A 17797-nucleotide genomic window follows, 5' to 3' on the forward strand; every position below is an offset into this window, starting at 1 on the left:
GGAGGCGTGTCGGTGTCGGCTCGTACACTCACCTGCGTGGATACGACCCTTCAAGACCCTCTGGTCGGGCAGGTGCTCGACGGCCGGTATCGCGTGGACGCGAGGATCGCGGTCGGCGGGATGGCCACGGTCTACCGGGCCGTGGACACCCGCCTCGACCGCGTGCTCGCGCTCAAGGTGATGCACCCCGCGCTGGCGGTCGACGGGGTGTTCGTCGACCGGTTCATCCGGGAGGCGAAGTCCGTCGCCCGGTTGGCGCACCCGAACGTGGTGCAGGTCTTCGACCAGGGCACCGACGGGTCGTACGTCTATCTCGCCATGGAGTACGTCGCGGGCTGCACCCTGCGCGACGTACTGCGCGAGCGCGGGGCGCTGCAGCCCCGGGCCGCCCTCGACATCCTGGAACCGGTGCTCGCCGCGCTCGGCGCCGCACACCGCGCCGGGTTCGTGCACCGGGACATGAAGCCGGAGAACGTGCTCATAGGGGACGACGGCCGGGTCAAGGTCGCCGACTTCGGGCTCGTGCGGTCCGTCGACACCGTGACCAGCACCACCGGTGCCGTGCTCGGCACCGTCTCCTATCTCGCGCCCGAGCAGATAGAGCAGCCCGGCGCCGCCGACGCCCGCGTCGACGTGTACGCGTGCGGTGTCGTGCTCTACGAGATGCTCACGGGCGACAAGCCGCACGACGGGGACTCCCCCGCCGTGGTGCTCTACAAGCACCTGCACGAGGACGTCCCGCCACCCTCGGCGATCGTCCCGGGCATGGCGTACGAGCTCGACGAGCTGGTCGCGTCGGCCACCGCGCGCACCCCGGACATCCGCCCGTACGACGCCGTGGCGCTGCTCGCGCAGGCCCGGGACACCCGCGCCGCACTGAGCGCGGACCAGCTGGACGCGGTGCCGCCGCAGGCCCTCAGGGCGGAGCACAGCAACGCCGACGACCGTACGAGCGTGATCCCGCGCGCGCTGAACATCCAGCGGCCGCTGCCCGTGAACGAGGACGAGCCGGAGCGCGAGGCCGTCTTCAACCGCACCAGCCGGCTGGAGTCGCCGCCACCCCCGCCGCCCCGGCGCCGGTCACGGACGTCGCGCGCTCCGCGCGGGCCGCTCGTCATCGTCGCCGCCGTACTGCTGGCCCTCGGCCTCGGTGTCGGGATCTGGTACATCAACTCCGGCCAGTTCACCAAGGTCCCGCCGCTGCTGTCCAAGACCGAGGCGCAGGCCCGGGACCGGCTGGCGGACTCCGGGCTCGAGGTCGGCAAGGTCGAGCGCGCGTTCAGCGACACCGTCAAGCGCGGCACCGTGATCAGCACGGACCCCGACACGGGCGCCCGCATCCGGCACAACGACTCCGTGAACCTGGTCATGTCGCTGGGACCTGAGACGGTGAAGGTGCCCGACCTCCAGGGCTACAAGCTGGACAAGGCCCGGACCGTGCTCAAGGACGGCGGCCTCGAACCGGGCAGGGTGATCCGGGAGTTCAACGAGGACGTCCCCAGGGGCTTCGTGGTCTCCTCGGAGCCCGGCGACGGCACCAAGGTCCGCTCCGGCTCCGCGGTCGCGCTCACCGTCAGCAAGGGCGCCCCTGTCGACATCCCGGACGTCACCGGCGGGAGCCTCGCCGACGCGAAGGCCGACCTGGCGGAAGCCGGCCTGAAGGTGAAGGTCGCCGCCGCGCGGGTCAACTCCGAGTTCGACGCGGGCCAGGTCGCCCAGCAGTCCCCGACGGAGGGCAGGCAGGCCGCCGAGGGCGACACGGTGACGCTGACGCTGTCCAAGGGCCCCGAGATGATCGAGGTCCCGGACGTGGTCGGCGACAGCGTCGACGACGCCACGACCGCGCTGGAGGCCGCCGGCTTCCAGGTCGACGAGGACCGCGGCCTGCTCGGCCTGTTCGGCGACACGGTCAAGAAGCAGTCCGTGGAGGGCGGGGAGACGGCACCGAAGGGGTCGACGATCACGATCACCATCCGGTGACGGGACGCTCCAGCGGGTGGTCAGCCGCAGGGTCCCCGCACGGGACCCCTGCGCGCGCATGACACCCTGAATGAGTGAAGAACCAGCAGTCCGCCACCCCGGAACCCGCCCCCGCCGCCGCGTCCCGCAACCCCATCGGCGGCCACGTCCCCGTGGCTGGGGGCCTCAGTTCCGTCGGGCTCACCTACGCCCACGACCTCAAGGCCGAGACGGTCCAGGTCTTCGTCGCCAACCCGCGCGGCTGGGCCACGCCGGCCGGGAATGCGCGGCAGGACGAGGAGTTCCGCGCGGTGTGCGAGGCCGAGTCGATCCCGGCGTATGTGCACGCGCCCTACCTGATCAACTTCGGCTCGCACACCGAGGCCACGGTCGAGAAGTCGGTGGAGTCCCTCCGGCACTCCCTGCGGCGCGGGCGGGAGATCGGGGCGCTGGGCGTGGTCGTGCACACGGGCAGCGCGACCGGCGGCCGGGAGCGGACCGTGGCGCTGAAGCAGGTACGCGAGCACATGCTGCCGCTTCTGGACGAGCTGACCCACGACGACGACCCGTTCCTGCTGCTGGAGTCCACCGCCGGGCAGGGCTCCTCACTCTGCTCGCGGACCTGGGACTTCGGGCCGTACTTCGAGGCGCTGGACGCCCATCCGAAGCTGGGCGTGTGCCTGGACACCTGCCACATCTTCGCCGCCGGCCATGACCTGACCGGCCCGTCCGGCATGCACCAGACGCTCGACCTGCTGGTGGACACCGTCGGCGAGGGCCGCCTGAGGCTGATCCACGCCAATGACTCCAAGGACGTCGTCGGCGCCCACAAGGACCGGCACGAGAACATCGGCGCAGGTCACATCGGCGAGGACCCGTTCCGGGCGCTGATGACGCACCCGGCCACCGAGGGCGTACCGCTGATCATCGAGACACCGGGCGGTAAGGAAGGGCACGCGGCGGACGTGGAGCGGCTGAAGAAGCTTCGAGACGCGTGACCCCGACAGATCACTCAGGGGGTTGGGAATACCCCTGGGGGGTATACGGTTCTTGCTCGGTGCAGGAACCGTAACCTGGCATTGGGGGCACTCATGCAACACGAAGCGCACGCGGCACACACGCACCACCCCGAGGTGGCCGCAAGCAGCAGCTGGGCGATGGCCGTCCGGGCCACCCTGCACTGCCTCACCGGCTGTGCCATCGGCGAGGTGCTGGGCATGGTGATCGGCACCGCGCTCGGCTGGGGCAACGTGCCGACCCTGGTCCTGGCGATCGCCCTGGCCTTCTTCTTCGGCTACGCGCTGACCCTGCGCGGGGTGCTGAAGGCGGGCGTCGACCTGCGTGCCGCGCTCAAGGTGGCGCTGGCCGCGGACACCCTGTCCATCGCCGTGATGGAGCTGGTCGACAACGGCGTGATCGTGCTGTGGCCGGGCGCCATGGACGCCGAGCTCGCCGACCCGCTGTTCTGGTGGGTGCTGGCGATCGCGCTGACCGTCGCCTTCGTCCTGACAACCCCGGTCAACAAGTGGATGATCGGCCGCGGCAAGGGGCATGCGGTGGTGCACCAGTACCACCACTGAGGACCCCGGCAAGGCCACCGAAGGTCACAGCTCAGGCCCGTCCCCAGGCTCCTCCTGATACGAGTACCGCTGTTCCTTCCACGGGTCCCCGAGGTTGTGGTAGCCGCGCTCCTCCCAGAACCCGCGCCGGTCGGCGGTCATGTACTCCACGCCCCGGACCCACTTGGGCCCCTTCCAGGCATACAGATGGGGGACGACCAGACGAAGGGGGAATCCGTGCTCCGCCGTGAGCAGTTCGCCGTCCTTGTGGGTCGCGAAGATCGCGAGATCGGAGGCGAAGTCGGCGAGGCGGAGGTTGGAGCTGAAGCCGTACTCGGCCCACACCATCACATGCGTGACGGCCGGCGCCGGCGGGGCGATCTCCAGGATCGTACGGGCCGGAATGCCGCCCCATTCCGCGCCGAGCATGCTGAACTTCGTGACACAGTGCAGATCGGCGACGACGGTCTTGTACGGCAGAGCCGTGAACTCGTCATGGGTCCAGCAGTGCTTCTCGCCGTCGGCGGTGGCCCCGAACACCCTGAACTCCCAGCGTTCGGGCCGGAACTTGGGGACCGGGCCGTAGTGCGTGACCGGCCAGCCGCGCTGCACTCGCTGTCCCGGCGGAAGCTCGGCGTGTGCTCCTGCTCCACCTTCGCGCTCTGCCGGCTGACCCATGACTCCATCCTGACAGACCGGGGGCAGTGCACCTGACCACACCCCTCCACAATCCACCTCAAACTGGACTAAGCATGCACTTACTTACTAAGTGAAGACTTACTGGACGATCTTCGCCAGCGGTGGAATCATGCGGCGCAACCCGCCAGTTACCACGCGTGGAAGGAGCCTCTGCGATGCAGGGCGACCCCGAGGTCCTCGAATTCCTCAACGAGCAGCTGACCGGCGAGCTCACGGCGATCAACCAGTACTGGCTGCACTACCGGATCCAGGACAACAAAGGCTGGACCAAGCTCGCCAAGTACACGCGTGAAGAGTCCATCGATGAGATGAAGCATGCGGACAAGCTCACCGAGCGCATCCTCATGCTGGACGGCCTGCCGAACTACCAGCGACTGTTCCACGTGCGGGTCGGCCAGACGGTCACCGAGATGTTCCAGGCCGACCGCCAGGTCGAGGTCGAGGCGATCGATCGCCTCAAGCGCGGCATCGAGGTGATGCGCACCAAGGGCGACATCACGTCCGCGAACATCTTCGAGTCGATCCTCGAGGACGAGGAGCACCACATCGACTACCTGGACACCCAGCTGGAGCTCATCGAGAAGCTCGGTGAGGCGCTCTACATCGCGCAGCAGATCGAGCAGCCGAGCTAGGCCGCGTCCTCAAGATCGGAGAGCAGGGGCTCACCCCGGTCGGCCAGCTCCCGGCGCGGGCAGGCACCCCTCCCCAGGAGCGCCTGGATACGGCGCACACATGACCCGCAGTCCGTGCCGGCCTTGCAGGCCGAAGCTATCTGGCGGGGGGTGCAGGCACCGCCCTCCGCGTGCTTCTTGACCTGCTGCTCGGTAATGCCGAAGCAGCTGCAGACGTACACGCGGTTCACCTCCCGGCGGGATCGATGCGCCTTCCCCTTGATCGGTGAGGCTAACCTAACCTTACCCGTCACACAGGAGCCGTAAAAGTGGGGTGGGGCGCGGATCGTATGTGATCCGCGCCCCACCCCCTTTGCATGTAACAACCGAACCGACTACTGGTCCCTGTACATCTCCGCGACGAGGAAGGCCAGGTCAAGCGACTGGCTGCGGTTGAGCCGCGGGTCGCAGGCCGTCTCGTAGCGCTGGTGCAGGTCGTCGACGAAGATCTCGTCGCCGCCGCCCACGCACTCGGTGACGTCGTCGCCGGTGAGCTCCACGTGGATGCCGCCCGGGTGGGTGCCGAGGGCCTTGTGGACCTCGAAGAAGCCCTTGACCTCGTCGAGCACGTCGTCGAAGCGGCGGGTCTTGTGACCGGAGGCCGCCTCGAAGGTGTTGCCGTGCATCGGGTCGGTCACCCAGGCCACGGTGGCGCCCGAGGCGGTGACCTTCTCGACCAGCTCGGGGAGCTTGTCGCGGACCTTGTCGGCGCCCATCCGGACGATGAAGGTCAGCCGGCCCGGCTCACGCTCGGGGTCCAGGCGCTCGATGTACTGCAGCGCCTCCTCGGCCGTCGTGGTCGGGCCGAGCTTGATGCCGATCGGGTTGCGGATCTTCGAGGCGAACTCGATGTGCGCGTGGTCCAGCTGCCGGGTGCGCTCACCGATCCACACCATGTGCGCGGAGACGTCGTACAGCTGCCCGGTGCGCGAGTCGACGCGGGTGAGGGCGGACTCGTAGTCGAGCAGCAGCGCCTCGTGCGAGGAGTAGAACTCGACCGTCTTGAACTCCTCCGGGTCGGCCCCGCAGGCATGCATGAAGTTCAGCGCCTGGTCGATCTCGCGGGCGAGCTGCTCGTAGCGCTGGCCGGACGGGGACGACTTCACGAAGTCCTGGTTCCAGGCGTGCACCTGGCGCAGGTCGGCGTAACCACCGGTGGTGAAGGCGCGCACCAGGTTGAGCGTGGAGGCGGACGCGTTGTACATCCGCTTCAGTCGCTCGGGGTCCGGGACGCGGGCGGCCTCGTTGAAGTCGAAGCCGTTGACCGAGTCGCCGCGGTACGTCGGCAGGGTCACGCCGTCGCGGGTCTCGGTGCCCTTGGAGCGCGGCTTGGAGTACTGGCCGGCGATGCGGCCGACCTTCACCACGGGGACGGACGCGGCGTACGTCAGCACGGCGCCCATCTGCAGCAGGGTCTTGAGCTTGTTGCGGATCTGGTCGGCGGACACCGCGTCGAAGGCCTCGGCGCAGTCGCCACCCTGGAGGAGGAACGCCTCTCCCTTGGCGACGGCCGCCATCCGGGCGCGCAGCTGATCGCACTCGCCCGCAAAGACGAGCGGCGGATACGACTCCAGCTCCGCAACGACTGCGCGCAGAGCCTCGGTGTCGGGGTACTCGGGCTGCTGCGCCGCGGGCAGGTTTCGCCAGGTGTTGCCAGCACTCGTGCTGGTCTTAGCGTTCACGGTCACGACCTCAACATTACGGGGTCGTGTCGGGCGTCCTGCCCCATGCCCAGCAATTGAGACACGAGGTACACGACTCGGACATGGGGTAGGGTGCCTGCCATGTTCGCGCACTCGACCCAGAACTGGTGGTGGACCGCTCATCCGGCGGCCCACTGACTGCGCGTACGACAGACTTCGCGAAGGCCGCCCGAGGGGCGGCCTTCGGCGTTTTCCGGGTCGTTCCTCTCCACCGAATCCACAGATCCACGGAGAAGGAGCACGGACCCATGAACCTGCTCGGCTTGCCGGACGACCCCCGCCCGTTCGCCCTGCTGCGCCGCCGCACCCCGGGCCACGATCACGAGACCGTCGAGGTCATGATCGGCCCGGTCAGCACCCACGACAGACTGGCCGACCTCCCCGCCGAGGGCCTGGCGCTGGTCCCCTTCCGGCAGATCCGCGAGCGCGGCTTCGACGTCCGTGACGACGGAACGCCGCTGTCGGTACTGATCCCCGAGGAGACGTACGAGATCCCGCTCGCCGACGCCCTGGCGCAGCTCCCCGGGCACGACGTGCGGGTCGAGGGCGGCGGCTTCGACGTGGGCGACGAGGAGTACGGCGAGATCGTCGGGCGGGTGCTGCACGAGGAGATCGGGCAGGGCGAGGGCGCGAACTTCGTGATCCGGCGGACGTACGAGGGGGAGATCCCGGGGTTCGGACGCGCCGACGCGCTCGCGCTGTTCCGGCGCCTGCTGGAGGGCGAGCGCGGCGCGTACTGGACGTTCGTCGTCCACACCGGGGAGCGGACGCTGGTCGGGGCGAGCCCCGAGGTGCACGTGCGGATGTCCGGCGGGACCGTGATCATGAACCCGATCAGCGGGACGTACCGCTATCCCGCCGAGGGGCCGACGCCCGGGCATCTGCTGGACTTCCTCGCCGACGGCAAGGAGATCGAGGAGCTGTCGATGGTCGTCGACGAGGAGCTCAAGATGATGTGCACCGTCGGCGACAAGGGCGGCGTGGTCGTCGGGCCCCGCCTGAAGGAGATGGCGCACCTCGCGCACACCGAGTACGAGCTGCGCGGGAAGTCCTCGCTGGATGTGCGGGAGGTCCTCAAGGAGACCATGTTCGCGGCCACCGTCACCGGCTCGCCCGTGCAGAACGCCTGCCGGGTCATCGAGCGGCACGAGGTCGGCGGGCGCGGGTACTACGCCGGTGCGCTGGCGCTGCTCGGCCAGGACTCCGGCGGCGCCCAGACCCTCGACTCCCCCATCCTGATCCGCACCGCCGACGTCGACGCGGCCGGACGGCTGCGGGTGCCGGTCGGCGCCACGCTCGTGCGGGGGTCGGACCCGGCGAGCGAGGTCGCGGAGACCCACGCGAAGGCGGCGGGCGTACTGGCGGCTCTGGGCGTACGGCCGGGAAGGCCGCGCGAGGAGTCCGTACGGCCCCGCCTCGCCGACGACCCGCGCGTGCGTGCCGCGCTCGACGGGCGCCGGGCGTCGCTCGCGCCCTTCTGGCTGCGGATGCAGGAGCCCTCCGCCGAGCTGAGCGGCCACGCCCTGGTCGTCGACGGGGAGGACACCTTCACGGCAATGCTCGCGCACGTGCTGCGCTCGAGCGGCCTGGAGGTGACCGTGCGGCGCTACGACGAGCCCGGTCTGCGGGAGGCGGTGGTCGCGCACGGGGGACCGGTCGTGCTCGGCCCCGGCCCGGGGGACCCCTCGGATCTCGCCGACCCCAAGATGCGGTTCCTGCGGGAGCTGACCGCCGAGGTCCTCCGCAAGCACCGGCACGGTGTGCTCGGCGTCTGCCTCGGACACGAGCTGATCGCGGCCGAGCTGGGGCTGGAGATCGTACGCAAGGAAGTGCCGTACCAGGGCGCGCAGACCACGATCGAGCTGTTCGGGCGGCCGGAGACGGTCGGTTTCTACAACAGCTTCGTGGCGCGCTGCGACGACGAGGCCCTCCAGGAGCTCGCCGCGCACGGCGTCGAGGTCGGCCGGGCCGGCAACGGGGAGGTGCACGCGGTGCGCGGGCCCGGCTTCGCCGGCGTGCAGTTCCACCCGGAGTCGGTGCTGACGCTGAACGGCGCCGCCGTCGTCCGGGAGCTGGTGGGTCAGCTGCGCGGGACCAGCACGTTCTCGGAGCGGCGGCCCGCCGTGTAGTCGAGGACGTTCTCCAGCGTGGTCTCGACGATCTGGCCGACGGCGTCCTGGGTGTAGTACGCCTGGTGGGAGGTGACCAGGACGTTCGGGAAGGTGACGAGGCGGGCCAGGGTGTCGTCCTCGATCGCCTGGAGGGACTTGTCGAGGAAGAACAGCCCGGCCTCCGCCTCGTACACATCGAGGCCGACGCCCGTGAAGCGGCCCTCGCGCAGTTCGGCGACGAGGGCCGCGGTGTCGATGAGGCCGCCGCGGCTGGAGTTGATGAGGATCGCGTCGTCCTTCATCGCCTTCAGGGCGTCCGCGTCGATCAGGTGCCGGGTCTCCGGCATCAGCGGGACGTGCAGGCTGACCAGGTCGGACTCGGCGAGGAGCTGGTCCTTGGAGACGTAGCGCATGCCGAGCCGCATACAGGTGGGGTTCTCGGCGACGTCCCAGCCGAGGAGCTTCATGCCGAGGCCGTGGGCGATCCGCGTGAACGCCTCGCCGATCTTTCCGGTGCCGAGGACGCCGGCGGTGCGGCCGTGCATGTCGCGGCCCATCAGGCCGTCGAGGCGGAAGTCGAAGTCACGCGTGCGCGTGGAGGCGCGGACGATACGGCGGTTGACCGCCATGGCGAGGGCCCAGGCGAACTCGGCCACGGCGTGCGGCGAGTAGTACGAGACCCGCGCGACCGTCATGCCGAGACGCTCGGCGACCTCGAGGTCGATGTTGTTGAAGCCGGTGGAGCGCTGGGCGACCATCCGGGTCCCCCCGGCCGCGAGGGTCCCCAGGACGCGGCCGCCGAGGTCGCAGTTGACGCTGGTGCAGACGACCTCGTGGCCGGTGGCGATGGGGGCGGTGTCCCGGTTGAGGAAGACGTCCAGGCAGCGGACCTCGTGGTGGCCCCGGAAGGCCCGCTCGATCAGGGGCTTCTCGTCGGCCTGCACACCGAAGGCCATGATCTCCAAGACGGCTCCCTTGCGTGGGGCTATGGGCCGAATATACGACCCACAACCCCACGACGCCGGGCGGAAAGCAGCCACCGGAACGCCGCCGCCGGAACGCGGGCGGCTTAGGCCGGTCAGCCGAAGAAGACGCCGACCTCTTCGTACAGCTTCGGATCCACCGTCTTCAGCTTGGCGGTGGCGTCCGCGATCGGGACGCGGACGATGTCGGTGCCGCGCAGGGCGACCATCTTGCCGAAGTCACCGTCGCGGACCGCCTCGATGGCGTGCAGCCCGAACCGGGTGGCGAGCCAGCGGTCGAAGGCGCTGGGGGTGCCGCCGCGCTGGATGTGCCCGAGGACCGTCGTACGGGCCTCCTTGCCCGTCCGCCGCTCGATCTCCTTGGCCAGCCACTCGCCGACGCCGGACAGCCGGACGTGCCCGAAGGAGTCCAGCGACTGGTCCTTCAGCACCATGTCGCCGTCCTTCGGCATGGCGCCCTCGGCGACGACCACGATCGGGGCGTACGACGCCTTGAAGCGCGAGGTGATCCAGGCGCAGACCTTGTCGACGTCGAAGCGCTGCTCGGGGATGAGGATGACGTTGGCCCCGCCGGCCAGCCCGGAGTGGATGGCGATCCAGCCGGCGTGACGGCCCATCACCTCGCAGACGAGGACGCGCATGTGGGACTCGGCGGTGGTGTGCAGCCGGTCGATCGCCTCCGTGGCGATGCCGACCGCGGTGTCGAAGCCGAAGGTGTAGTCGGTGGCGGACAGGTCGTTGTCGATCGTCTTCGGCACGCCGACGCAGGGCACGCCGTACTCGTCGGACAGCTGGGTGGCGACGCCCAGGGTGTCCTCGCCGCCGATGACGATGAGCGCCTCGACCTCCTGCTTGGCGAGGTTCTCCTTGATACGGCGGATGCCGTCCTCCTGCTTCAGGGGGTTGGTGCGCGAGGAGCCGAGGATGGTGCCGCCGCGGGGCAGGATGCCGCGCACGGCGGGGATGTCGAGACGGATGGTGTCGTTCTCGAGCGGACCTCGCCAGCCGTCCCGGAAGCCGACGAAGTCGTAGCCGTACTCCTGTACGCCCTTGCGGACGACGGCCCGGATGACGGCGTTGAGACCGGGGCAGTCGCCGCCTCCGGTCAGTACTCCGACCCGCATGGAAATGTCCCTTCGCCGCGGTTGCCTGATGAGGCCACGCTAATGGTGATACAGGTCACACAGGGATGGGCGTGAAGGGCAATTCCGGTGAAGTGTCAGGCGGTTGGTTTACGCACCGGTTCGTTCATCGGGTCAGCGGATCGCCGGATCACTCGTCGTCGAGGCCGCGCTCGATCGCGTATCGGACCAGCTCCACCCGGTTGTGCAGCTGGAGCTTGCCGAGGGTGTTCTGGACGTGGTTCTGGACCGTGCGGTGGGAGATGACCAGGCGTTCGGCGATCTGCTTGTAGCTCAGGCCCTTGGCCACGAGCCGCAGCACCTCGGTCTCGCGCTCGGTGAGCTGCGGGGCCCCCGGCTGGTCGGCGTCGGACGCGACCGGCGCCGGCTCCGAGGCGAGGCGCCGGTACTCGCCGAGGACCAGCCCGGCCAGGCCCGGCGTGAACACCGGGTCGCCGACGGCGGTTCGGCGCACCGCGTCCAGCAACTCCTCCGTGGACGCGGACTTCAGCAGATACCCGGTCGCGCCGGACTTCACGGCCTCCAGGACGTCGGCGTGCTCGCCGCTCGCGGACAGGACGAGGACGCGCAGCGCCGGGTTGTGGCCGACGAGTTCCTTGCAGACCTGGACGCCGGGCTTGGCGGGCAGGTTGAGGTCGAGCACCAGGACGTCGGGGGCGGCGGCCTTGGCGCGGCGCACGGCCTGGTCACCGTCGCCGGCGGTGGCGACCACGTCGAAGCCGGACTCGGCCAGGTCCCGGGCCACCGCGTCGCGCCACATGGGGTGGTCGTCGACCACCATGACCCTGATCGTGCCCTGCTGTGCGTCCGCTCCGCTCGCGGTGTCCGTCATCGCTGCTCCGCCTTCCCCCGTGAAGCGCTGCTGTCCTTCGGTACTTTCAGTTCCACTTCGGTGCCCTGACCCGGCACGGAGATCAACTCGGCGGTGCCGCCGAGGTCCCGCAGCCGGCCCCGGATCGACAGGGCTACGCCGAGCCGCCCCTCACCCTCGGCCTGGACCAGCCGGCCCTCGGGGATGCCGGGTCCGTCGTCCCGGACGGTGACGATCACCTCGTCGGGCTCGTCCTCGACGAGGATCCACGCACGCGCGTCCTCCCCCGCGTGCCGGCGGACATTGTCCAGGGCGGCCCCGACGGCCGCGGTCAACTCCCGTGCCGCGGCGGGGGTCAGGGACACGGGCGCGCCCGGCTCGGCGAGGCTGACCTTGGCGCCGGCGTACGGGGCGAGCAGCACACGGAGATCGACCGGGCCGGTGGGACCGGTGGAGTCGTCCGGCTCCTCGACGGCCCGTACGACCGCTCCCTCGGCGGCGTCCTCCGACACCCGCGAGACGGGCACCAGGCCGCCCGAGACCAGCGTGCGCAGCGCGACCTCCTGCTCACCCGCCATCCGGCCCAGCTCGGCCGCCTCGCCGCCGATGACGGCGCCGCGCCGCTGCACCATCGCCAGCACCTGAAGCACGCTGTCGTGGATGTCCCGGGCGAGCCGCTCCCGCTCCCGCGTCGCCGCCTCGATCTCCAGGGCCCGGGCGAGGGTGCGCTCGGAGGCCCGGGCGACCTCGACGACGTAGCCGATGGCGATGGACGCGATCCAGACGAGCAGCACCATGTGGACGGTGTCGCGGGTCGGCACGCCGGAGCGGTGGACCAGGTTGGCGGCGGCGACCAGCGTGGAGGCGAAGGCGGCCCAGCGCCAGCCGCCCTTGATGGCGAACGCCAGCACGGCGCCCGCCGTCCATATCGACGGCAGGGTCGGGGCCCCGGCGTCGATCCGCTCGGGTGACTCGGCGAGCCGGGTGAGCAGGATGCCGGCCAGGGCGATGGTGAGGTCCACCGCGAGGAAGCGCCTGGTGCAGCTCGCGGCATTCGCCACGCGAGGCAGAGTGGCCAGCGTCCAGACGGTCAGGACGGCGAAGTAGCCGAGGGCCACCCAGGGACGGGCGACCTCGTCGTACGCGCTGACGAAGAGACCGATCGCATACACCAGGGTCAGCACCCGGTATCCGGTGAGCGCACGCCACAGCGGCTGCTCGACCGACATCCTCATGACCCGCTCGCGCTTGGCCATGCCCCCCACCCCTCGGCTCAGTGTGCGGCCGACTCTATTCGGACAGTTCCTTCTTCTTCCGCGCCTGTTCCTTCTCGGCCTTCGCCGCCTCCGCGATCTGCCGCTTGGCGGCGGTCGCGTACATGTCGACGTACTCCTGGCCGGAGAGCTTCATGATCTCGTACATGACCTCGTCGGTCAGCGCGCGGAGTACGAAGCGGTCGTGCTCCATGCCCTGGTACCGGCCGAAGTCCAGCGGCCTGCCGATCCGGATGCCGGGCCGCATGAGCTTGGGCATGACCTTGCCGGGCGGCTGGATCTTCTCCGTGTCGATCATGGCGACCGGGATGACCGGCGCTCCGCTGGCGAGCGCCACGCGCGCGAGGCCGCCCGGCTTGCCCCGGTAGAGCCGGCCGTCGGGCGAGCGCGTGCCCTCGGGATAGATACCGAACAGCTCACCGCGCTCAAGGACGTCCATGCCGCTCTTGATGGCCGCCTCGCCCGCCCCGCGCCCCCCGGAGCGGTCCACGGGCAGCTGGCCGACGCCCTTGAAGAACGCGGCGGTCAGCCGGCCCTTGACGCCCGGGGTGGTGAAGTACTCGGCCTTGGCGATGAAGGTCACCTTGCGGTCGAGGACCGCGGGCAGGAAGAACGAGTCCGAGAAGGACAGGTGATTGCTCGCGAGGATCGCGGGGCCCTCGGCGGGAATGTTCTCCAGGCCTTCCACCCAGGGCCTGAAGGCGACCTTCAGCGGTCCCCCGATGGTCACCTTCATCGCGCCGTACAACAACCGAGTGCCTCCTGTGTCTGTCGCTCAGACCTTAACCTGGAGCACTCCCAATGACTCCGACGACCCTGGTCGGTGTCAGTGCGGTCGCGTACGGTGAAGCACACCTGGATGTCTCGACTTGCGGCTCCGCCGCGTGGGTCGTTGTGGTTCCTCTCGTCCATGTCGTCCTTCTCACGAACAGGAGACCGTAAGGTGCCGGTCCTTCCTGGAGCCGAGCCCTACCGCCGTGCGGGCGGGGAAGTCGGGGTTCTGCTCTGCCACGGCTTCACCGGTTCCCCCCAGTCGCTGCGCCCCTGGGCGGACCATCTCGCCGAGGGCGGGCTCACCGTCTCGCTGCCGCTGCTGCCGGGGCACGGCACCCGCTGGGAGGACATGCAGCTCACCGGCTGGCAGGACTGGTACGCCGAGGTGGACCGCGAGCTGCGCAGCCTGCGCGAGCACTGCACCCAGGTCTTCGTGGCCGGCCTGTCCATGGGCGGCGCCCTGGCCCTGCGGATCGCCGCGAAGCACGGGGAGGACGTCGCCGGCGTGCTGGTCGTCAACCCGGCGAACAAGGTGCACGGGCTGTTCGCGTACACCCTCCCGGTGTCCCGCCACTTCGTCCGTACGGCGCCCGGGATCACCAGTGACATCGCCAAGGAGGGCGGCGTCGAGATCGGGTACGACCGGGTGCCGCTGCACGCGGCCCACTCGCTGCGCACCTTCTTCCGCCTGGTCGACGGCGAGCTGCCGCAGGTCACCCAGCCGCTGCTGCTTCTGCGCAGCGCCCAGGACCACACCGTGCCGCCCGCGGACTCGGCCCGGATCCTGAGCAGGGTGTCGTCGACGGACGTAACGGAGGTCGTGCTGGAACAGAGTTATCACGTGGCGACGTTGGACCATGACGCGAACCGGATCTTCGAGGAGAGCCTCGGCTTCATCAGCCGGCTCGCAACCGGCGTCGGCAAGGGAAGGACGACCGCACGTGGCTGAGCACGACTCCGACCGCGAAAGGCGCGAGGACCGCGACGATCGCGAGCCGGAAGAGCAGCACGTCCCGTTCGACGAGGACGCCGCTTGGGCCGCGATCGTCGCCGGGTACGGCGACGAACCGCCGGACCCGCCCGGCTCGAAGCCCTTCAAGTCCGTGGAGGACCTGGCCCTGCTGGACTCCGAGACCAACGGCGGGACGGGCGGCAGGGGGGACGAGCAGCCGCAGGCCGGGCAGGGCGACAAGGGCGCGAAGGTCAAGCAGACCGACGAGCCCAAGGAGGACAAGCCGGCCAAGCCCGCCCAGCCCCTCGGCAGCTCGATCTCCTTCGCCCCCGGTGTCGGCCCCCGCGACTACAGCGTGCCCGAGCCGGCCGAGGAGGACTTCGACGCCGACGACGAGGGCCACTTCGTCCCACCGGAGCCGCCGCCCCTGCCCGCCGCCGACGCGACCGCGAAGTTCGCCTGGCTCGCGGTGATCGGCGGGCCGGTCCTGCTGCTGCTCGCCGTCCTGCTCAACTGGGACATGACGTGGTGGCTGGCCACCCTGGGCATCGGCGGGTTCCTGGGCGGGTTCGCCACGCTGGTGATGCGCATGAAGACGGACGACGAGGACGACGACGATCCGGGTCGGGGCGCGGTCGTCTGACCTACTGAGCTGCCGGGACTCTGAGGGCGGCCAGGACCGGAAGGTGGTCCGTGGCCGCCCTCAGGTCTGTCTGCGTGATCCCGGGATGGCCGAGGGGAACTCCGCATCCGACCACTTCGATGCCCTTGGTCGCGAAGATCGCGTCGATACGTTGGTGGGGGTCTACCGGGGTCGAGGTGTACTCGCTGCCCCAGGGGCTGGTGGCCCAGCAGTCCTGGAGGCCGTCGGCCAGGCGGTGGAAGGTGCGGCCGCCGGGGCGTTCGTTCAGGTCGCCGCCCGCGACGGCGTGCTCGACGCCCATGCCGGCGACGCGGTCGAGCAGCATGCCGCCCTGTTCGTAGCGCTCGTCCTTCTGCAGGGAGAGGTGGCAGCAGAGCACGCCGAGACGGGCGCCGCCGAAGCGGACCACTGCCGTGGCGAAGCCGCGTCTGTGGAGTCCGGGGGTGAGCGGGAGGAGTACGTCCTCGGTTCGTTCCACTGTGGCCCTCAGATCGCACAGGATCGCCGGGCCGGCGGCCGTGGCGCCGCCCGTGAGGATCACAAGGTTCGCGGCGCGGGCCAGGCGGGAGAGTTTCTTGCGCCAGCGGAAGAACCGGGGGGCTTCCTGGATGAGGACCAGGTCGGGGTCGCAGGCGGTGATGACACGGGCGAGGGCGTCCGTGTCGTCGCGCATCGAGCGGATGTTGTAGCTGAGTACGCGGATGAGAGCGGAACCGTCGGGCTCTGTGTGGGAGTTGGGCAGCAGCTCCATGTGGATCAATTTACGCCCAACGGCTAGGGGCGCGAGGCCGGTGCGCGACCGCCAGCCGTGTGTGGCCGGTCGCGCCCACGCGGCGGAGCCGCATGTTGATACCGCCCCGCGCCCCTGAAGAGTGGGCCCCCGGTCCGCTACATGATCGGGTCGGGCTCGCGAGCCAGGTCCGCCGCGCCCACCAGGCCCGCCTTGTTGCCGAGCTGAGCGGCGATGACGTCCGCCACCGGCCGCCAGTTGCCGCCCACGAGCCAGCGCTTGTAGGACTTGCGGATGGGGTCGAGGACCAGTTCGCCCTCGTCCGACAGGCCGCCGCCGACGATGAAGGCGGACGGGTCGAAGAGGGAGGCCAGGTCGGCGAGGCCGGCGCCGGCCCAGCGGGCGAGCTCGCGGTAGGAGTCGACGGCGACCGGGTCCCCCTGGCGGGCGGCCATGGAGATGTGCTTGCCCTCGATGCCCTCGGGGCTGCCGTCGCCCATGCCGAGCAGGATCTCGGCGCTCTCGGGGGTGGCGTTGGCGCGCTGCTTGGCGTATCGGACGAGGGCGCGGCCGGAGGCGTACTGCTCCCAGCAGCCCTGGCTGCCGCAGCCGCAGAGCAGGCCGTCCGGCACCATGCGGATGTGGCCGAACTCGGCGGCCACGCCGTAGTGGCCGCGGCGCAGCTTGTTGCCGATGATGATGCCGCCGCCGAGGCCGGTGCCCAGGGTGATGCAGATGACGTTGCGGTGGCCCTTGCCGGCGCCGAACTTGTACTCGCCCCACGCGGCCGCATTGGCGTCGTTCTCCACGACGACCGGGAGGCCGACGCGGGCCTCGACCTTCTCCTTGAGCGGCTCGTTGCGCCAGTCGATGTTGGGGGCGAAGTAGACCTCGGAGCGCTGACGATTGACGTAACCGGCCGCACCGATACCCACGCCGACGATCTCGTGCCCGGCGCGCGCGCCCTCCACCGCGGAGGCGATGGCGTCCACGATGCCCTCGGGCGTGCCCGGGGTCGGCACCTTGTGGGTCGAGAGGATGTTGCCTTCCTCGTCGACCACGCCGGCCGCGATCTTCGTGCCGCCGATGTCGACGCCGATGGTGAGTCCCATGAATCCCTCAGTTTCGGTCGAGCCCCGCTACGGCCAACCGTACCCGAGCCCCTGTCGTCGCAGTCCCCGTCGTCCGCCCGGCGGACGGGGCCGGCCGGGCCCCTGAACACGGGGGCTCGACTCGTCCGGCGACCGGGGAATCAGTCCAGGTCGATGCGCTCGCCGGGACCGGCCTCGTCGCCCCGGTCGGGGCGCTCGTCCAGGTCGTGCCCGCCCGTCTCCCGGGTGGTCCAGCGCTGTTCCTGGGCCTGGACCGCGGAGCGGTACGCGGCGAGGAGTTCGCTGCCGGCCGCAGCCAGGTGGTCGAAGACGTCGGGGTTGCGCTCGATGACGGGCTCGACGGCGGCCTTGGCCTGCTCCACGACCTGCTTGACCACCTGCTGGGCGGCGGGTCCGGCGACCGCGCCGAGCAGCGGGGACTGGAGGGTCGAGAGCTTGTCCGCGACGGCGTCGACGAGTTTGCGCAGTTCCTCGGCGGCCGAGCCCGGGGGCATGCCGTGCTGGGCGCGGCGGCGGGCCTTCTCCTCCGCGAGGTCCTCGGCGCACGCCGTGGCCCAGGCGTCGGCGTCGGTCGCCCGTACCTCGTCGATCGCCTCGTGCTCCTCGGCGTCGGACGGGGGGAGCTCTTCGCTCATGACGGACTCCTGACTACGGTTCGTCTCTACGACGTTACC

General features: G+C 70.3%; 19 protein-coding genes. 8 read left to right on the forward strand and 11 right to left on the reverse strand.

Annotated features, from left to right (window positions below; all coding sequences use genetic code 11):
* Positions 1-36 precede the first annotated feature (36 nt).
* From pknB to AB5J55_RS11065, 3 genes are all read left to right on the forward strand, one after another.
* Positions 37-1980, forward strand: coding sequence for a Stk1 family PASTA domain-containing Ser/Thr kinase (pknB, locus tag AB5J55_RS11055; RefSeq protein WP_369270490.1), 1944 nt, complete (start codon positions 37-39; stop codon positions 1978-1980).
* A gap of 74 nt (positions 1981-2054) precedes the next feature.
* A complete protein-coding gene (locus tag AB5J55_RS11060) occupies positions 2055-2957 on the forward strand; it encodes a deoxyribonuclease IV (RefSeq protein ID WP_369270491.1) in 903 nt (300 codons plus the stop codon).
* Positions 2958-3050: 93 nt separating this feature from the next.
* Entirely contained in the window at positions 3051-3539 is a 489-nt protein-coding gene (locus AB5J55_RS11065) for a DUF4396 domain-containing protein (RefSeq protein WP_369270492.1), read from the forward strand.
* Positions 3540-3563: 24 nt separating this feature from the next.
* On the opposite strand, the gene AB5J55_RS11070 is transcribed toward AB5J55_RS11065, so the two are convergent.
* Positions 3564-4196, reverse strand: coding sequence for a sulfite oxidase-like oxidoreductase (locus AB5J55_RS11070; protein ID WP_369270493.1), 633 nt, complete (start codon positions 4194-4196; stop codon positions 3564-3566).
* A gap of 176 nt (positions 4197-4372) precedes the next feature.
* Between AB5J55_RS11070 and bfr the strand changes: the two genes are divergently transcribed.
* Positions 4373-4849: a bacterioferritin gene (bfr, locus tag AB5J55_RS11075; protein ID WP_328428326.1), complete on the forward strand. Its 477-nt coding sequence runs from the start codon at positions 4373-4375 to the stop codon at positions 4847-4849.
* On the opposite strand, the gene AB5J55_RS11080 is transcribed toward bfr, so the two are convergent.
* Positions 4846-5079, reverse strand: coding sequence for a bacterioferritin-associated ferredoxin (locus AB5J55_RS11080; protein ID WP_369270494.1), 234 nt, complete (start codon positions 5077-5079; stop codon positions 4846-4848). The genes bfr and AB5J55_RS11080 overlap by 4 nt on opposite strands.
* Positions 5080-5223: 144 nt before the next feature.
* Positions 5224-6576 carry a class II 3-deoxy-7-phosphoheptulonate synthase gene (locus tag AB5J55_RS11085; RefSeq protein ID WP_369270495.1) on the reverse strand — a complete coding sequence of 451 codons (1353 nt, stop codon included), beginning with the start codon at positions 6574-6576 and terminating at the stop codon, positions 5224-5226.
* Positions 6577-6672: 96 nt separating this feature from the next.
* On the opposite strand from AB5J55_RS11085, the gene AB5J55_RS11090 reads away from it, so the two are divergent.
* Entirely contained in the window at positions 6673-6729 is a 57-nt protein-coding gene (locus AB5J55_RS11090) for a trp operon leader peptide (protein WP_071528813.1), read from the forward strand.
* Positions 6730-6839: 110 nt separating this feature from the next.
* A complete protein-coding gene (locus AB5J55_RS11095) occupies positions 6840-8720 on the forward strand; it encodes an anthranilate synthase family protein (RefSeq protein ID WP_369270496.1) in 1881 nt (626 codons plus the stop codon).
* On the opposite strand, the gene AB5J55_RS11100 is transcribed toward AB5J55_RS11095, so the two are convergent.
* The 5 genes from AB5J55_RS11100 to AB5J55_RS11120 all read right to left on the reverse strand — a co-directional run bounded on the left by AB5J55_RS11100 (position 8672) and on the right by AB5J55_RS11120 (position 13648).
* Positions 8672-9667, reverse strand: a complete 996-nt coding sequence (locus AB5J55_RS11100; RefSeq protein ID WP_369270497.1) for a 2-hydroxyacid dehydrogenase — start codon at positions 9665-9667, stop codon at positions 8672-8674. The two genes, AB5J55_RS11095 and AB5J55_RS11100, sit on opposite strands and share 49 nt — an antisense overlap.
* 113 nt (positions 9668-9780) lie before the next feature.
* Positions 9781-10809 carry a 6-phosphofructokinase gene (locus AB5J55_RS11105; RefSeq protein ID WP_369270498.1) on the reverse strand — a complete coding sequence of 343 codons (1029 nt, stop codon included), beginning with the start codon at positions 10807-10809 and terminating at the stop codon, positions 9781-9783.
* A gap of 148 nt (positions 10810-10957) precedes the next feature.
* Positions 10958-11659, reverse strand: coding sequence for a response regulator (locus AB5J55_RS11110; protein WP_369270499.1), 702 nt, complete (start codon positions 11657-11659; stop codon positions 10958-10960).
* Positions 11656-12894, reverse strand: a complete 1239-nt coding sequence (gene macS / locus AB5J55_RS11115) for a MacS family sensor histidine kinase (RefSeq protein ID WP_369270500.1) — start codon at positions 12892-12894, stop codon at positions 11656-11658. The genes AB5J55_RS11110 and macS overlap by 4 nt, the downstream gene beginning before the upstream one ends.
* A 34-nt stretch (positions 12895-12928) precedes the next feature.
* The gene (locus AB5J55_RS11120) at positions 12929-13648 is read right to left on the reverse strand and encodes a lysophospholipid acyltransferase family protein (RefSeq protein WP_369270501.1); all 720 of its coding nucleotides are present in this window, start codon (positions 13646-13648) and stop codon (positions 12929-12931) included.
* 207 nt (positions 13649-13855) lie between these two features.
* On the opposite strand from AB5J55_RS11120, the gene AB5J55_RS11125 reads away from it, so the two are divergent.
* Both AB5J55_RS11125 and AB5J55_RS11130 read left to right on the forward strand, forming a co-directional pair.
* Complete coding sequence (locus AB5J55_RS11125; protein WP_369270502.1) at positions 13856-14635, forward strand: alpha/beta hydrolase; 780 nt, start codon at positions 13856-13858, stop codon at positions 14633-14635.
* A complete protein-coding gene (locus tag AB5J55_RS11130) occupies positions 14628-15281 on the forward strand; it encodes a hypothetical protein (RefSeq protein WP_369270503.1) in 654 nt (217 codons plus the stop codon). The genes AB5J55_RS11125 and AB5J55_RS11130 overlap by 8 nt, the downstream gene beginning before the upstream one ends.
* Position 15282: 1 nt before the next feature.
* Here AB5J55_RS11130 and AB5J55_RS11135 read toward each other — a convergent pair whose 3' ends face one another.
* From AB5J55_RS11135 to AB5J55_RS11145, 3 genes are all read right to left on the reverse strand, one after another.
* Positions 15283-16032, reverse strand: coding sequence for an endonuclease/exonuclease/phosphatase family protein (locus AB5J55_RS11135; RefSeq protein ID WP_369270504.1), 750 nt, complete (start codon positions 16030-16032; stop codon positions 15283-15285).
* Between the two features lie 137 nt (positions 16033-16169).
* Positions 16170-17123 (reverse strand): ROK family glucokinase, encoded by a 954-nt coding sequence (locus AB5J55_RS11140; protein ID WP_369270505.1) that lies wholly within the window; start codon positions 17121-17123, stop codon positions 16170-16172.
* A gap of 140 nt (positions 17124-17263) precedes the next feature.
* Complete coding sequence (locus tag AB5J55_RS11145) at positions 17264-17758, reverse strand: DUF5304 domain-containing protein (protein WP_369270506.1); 495 nt, start codon at positions 17756-17758, stop codon at positions 17264-17266.
* Between the last annotated feature and the right edge of the window lie 39 nt (positions 17759-17797).

The sequence above is a fragment of the Streptomyces sp. R11 genome (assembly GCF_041051905.1).
Taxonomy (GTDB): domain Bacteria; phylum Actinomycetota; class Actinomycetes; order Streptomycetales; family Streptomycetaceae; genus Streptomyces.

Excerpts from the sequence above, each read along its gene's own strand:
- AB5J55_RS11065 (WP_369270492.1), top strand. The coding sequence starts at position 3,051 with ATGCAACACGAAGCGCACGCGGCACACACGCACCACCCCGAGGTGGCC.
- AB5J55_RS11070 (WP_369270493.1), bottom strand. The coding sequence starts at position 4,196 with ATGGGTCAGCCGGCAGAGCGCGAAGGTGGAGCAGGAGCACACGCCGAG.
- bfr (WP_328428326.1), top strand. The coding sequence starts at position 4,373 with ATGCAGGGCGACCCCGAGGTCCTCGAATTCCTCAACGAGCAGCTGACC.
- AB5J55_RS11095 (WP_369270496.1), top strand. The coding sequence starts at position 6,840 with ATGAACCTGCTCGGCTTGCCGGACGACCCCCGCCCGTTCGCCCTGCTG.
- AB5J55_RS11105 (WP_369270498.1), bottom strand. The coding sequence starts at position 10,809 with ATGCGGGTCGGAGTACTGACCGGAGGCGGCGACTGCCCCGGTCTCAAC.
- AB5J55_RS11110 (WP_369270499.1), bottom strand. The coding sequence starts at position 11,659 with ATGACGGACACCGCGAGCGGAGCGGACGCACAGCAGGGCACGATCAGG.
- macS (WP_369270500.1), bottom strand. The coding sequence starts at position 12,894 with ATGGCCAAGCGCGAGCGGGTCATGAGGATGTCGGTCGAGCAGCCGCTG.
- AB5J55_RS11120 (WP_369270501.1), bottom strand. The coding sequence starts at position 13,648 with ATGAAGGTGACCATCGGGGGACCGCTGAAGGTCGCCTTCAGGCCCTGG.
- AB5J55_RS11135 (WP_369270504.1), bottom strand. The coding sequence starts at position 16,032 with ATGGAGCTGCTGCCCAACTCCCACACAGAGCCCGACGGTTCCGCTCTC.
- AB5J55_RS11140 (WP_369270505.1), bottom strand. The coding sequence starts at position 17,123 with ATGGGACTCACCATCGGCGTCGACATCGGCGGCACGAAGATCGCGGCC.
- AB5J55_RS11145 (WP_369270506.1), bottom strand. The coding sequence starts at position 17,758 with ATGAGCGAAGAGCTCCCCCCGTCCGACGCCGAGGAGCACGAGGCGATC.